This window comes from Schlesneria paludicola DSM 18645, assembly GCF_000255655.1.
In the GTDB taxonomy this organism is placed as follows: Bacteria; Planctomycetota; Planctomycetia; order Planctomycetales; family Planctomycetaceae; genus Schlesneria; species Schlesneria paludicola.
In genome coordinates this window covers 2542653-2544528 of the sequence record NZ_JH636435.1, presented here as the reverse complement: position 1 = coordinate 2544528, position 1876 = coordinate 2542653, and the positions used below count along the sequence as shown (strand labels likewise).

General features: G+C 58.8%; 4 protein-coding genes. All 4 read right to left on the bottom strand.

Translation table 11 applies throughout. From position 1 onward, the window contains the following. Positions 1 to 423, bottom strand: a 423-nt coding sequence (locus OSO_RS51415) for a hypothetical protein (protein WP_010586425.1), incomplete at its 3' end; no start/stop codon positions are given. Then, positions 420 to 812 carry a hypothetical protein gene (locus tag OSO_RS0128695; RefSeq protein ID WP_010586424.1) on the bottom strand — a complete coding sequence of 131 codons (393 nt, stop codon included), beginning with the start codon at positions 810 to 812 and terminating at the stop codon, positions 420 to 422. The genes OSO_RS0128695 and OSO_RS51415, both read right to left, overlap by 4 nt. Before the next feature lie 8 nt (positions 813 to 820). Further along, positions 821 to 1336, bottom strand: coding sequence for a hypothetical protein (locus OSO_RS0128690; protein WP_010586423.1), 516 nt, complete (start codon positions 1334 to 1336; stop codon positions 821 to 823). 10 nt (positions 1337 to 1346) lie between these two features. Beyond that, the coding region (locus tag OSO_RS45540; RefSeq protein ID WP_010586422.1) for a hypothetical protein at positions 1347 to 1876 on the bottom strand (530 nt) is incomplete at its 5' end.

The window sequence follows — 1876 nt, the reverse complement described above, 5'->3', positions numbered from 1 at the left end:
CGTGAGCATTAGTCGGGCACCATCCCACGCGGATTTCGTGGTTGCGCCTGTCACGTTCGGCGTGAATGTGAAGGTCGTGGTTGTCGTCGTGTCCGTGACCGCTGCCGAAGCGGTTAGCGCTGTCGCTTCATCCGACTGAACGAGTTGGCACGCAATCCACGCACACGAATTGGACTTGCTGTTGTCGCGGCGAACACGAATCGAGATCGAAACGCTGGTAGCGGCGACGAAGTCCCCAGGCATGTCACCCAACAAAAAGAACAGCGATTTCCCACCGGAATCTGTGTTCGTGATGTAGTTCGAATCATTGGGACTGCCGGTTCCTTCTGAAACCGCCGCGTAGAGATTCGTCGTCCCGCCCGCCTGGTCGCTGAAGCCGATCTTCGTGCCGTCCCCGTTTGGGTAAACAGTCGCCGCGCTCATGGCTTCACCTCCAAGCCCAGCCAGTTGAGGACGACAGAGGTTGGACCGAGCACGACACAAAACATGCGTTTGACCTCTTCGCGATCGCTGAGTAGCGAGTACGCACGAGTTCCGCCCCAGGGAAGCGATTCTTGCTGGAACGCTTCGACCACCATGCCCACCTGATGGGTGTATGCGTTTCGCGAACAGAACACGTGAGTGATTTCGTCAGCTCCGATCGGACCAAGGTTGATGTCGAGCATGCGCCCGAGCGTGTCACCGCTGGCCTGCTCGACGGTGGTCATGTGTCGCAGAGCAAGCTGCCTTGCCGGTTCCGCATACGCGACCGGGCAAATCGTGTTGATTACGACCGGAAACACTTCGCGGCCAAACTCGTCAAACGCCTGCATGATGTTCCTCACTTCGTCGCGTCGGTAATGACGGCCAGCAACCCCGACAACGTGGCATCGGGACGAGCGACATACGGTGTGATGAACTCATTGAGCAAAGCAGCAATCTTCATCGCTTCGGTCGGGGCCTGGCGTGCGGCCGTGACTTGCTCAAGGGTTGGGGGCTCGATACCCCATTGCTGCCAGCGGCAGCCGTGCGTGATGCCGATTTCCTTAAGCGCCGTGCAGACAGATGAAAGGGCGGGGAACATGCCGCCGATCGCACTGAGTTTGTCCTGGACGCTTGGCAGTGACAGTTGCATGCCTCGTGTTAGATAGACCTGGGCGGCTCCGGGCAGTCCCACGTCTTGAATCGCGATCAGCAAACCTTCAGCGGCCACGTCGCCGAACATGACAGCCACGCCGCTGTAGGACCACAATTCAGCTGTCCCGCCGATGACGATCGTGTCATCGCCGTAGGCCAGGGCCTGCTCGTCGGTCATGCCGTCGAACTCAGGCTGTGCGAAGATTTGTTCAAGGGTCATGGCTGCCTCGTTAGGGGTTGGCGACTTGGATCGGTCGAGAGTTTGCCAGGGCTGCGTTGGTCTTTTTGGTTTCGGCGAGCTGTTGCTTCTGAACGTTCAACTGCTGCTTATCGATATCGCCGCCGAAGACACCGCGGAGCAGAGTGGCGGCCGCGTCGGAGCTGCCGATCAGGGCTGCCTTGGAGTCCGACTTGTCGGCCTTCTCCTTTTTCTCTTTCTTCTTTTTGCCGTTGCCCTCTTCCTCGTCAGTCGCATCCGGAGAGGGTTCGAAATTTGGCTTGGCGATGTTTGTGAGCTGGAACTCACGTTCGCCGATTCCGTTGAGCAGTGCATCACGGCGGGACTTCAGACCGGCGGACAAACCGCCCTGATCGTTCAGCCCTTCAATCGAGTCCTTGTAGGTCTGGCTGAAGGCATCCGCGAACGCTTGGTAATGGTTCTTGCCAGCTCCCTTTTCGTCCTGCTGACCGGCCAGGGTGCTGATGAATGCATCGTTCGCCGCCGTCAGCGGATTCTTTCCGGAGCCGATGGCCGCGATAC

Coding starts and splice junctions, on each gene's coding strand:
- OSO_RS0128695 (WP_010586424.1), bottom strand. CDS start 812: ATGCAGGCGTTTGACGAGTTTGGCCGCGAAGTGTTTCCGGTCGTAATC.
- OSO_RS0128690 (WP_010586423.1), bottom strand. CDS start 1,336: ATGACCCTTGAACAAATCTTCGCACAGCCTGAGTTCGACGGCATGACC.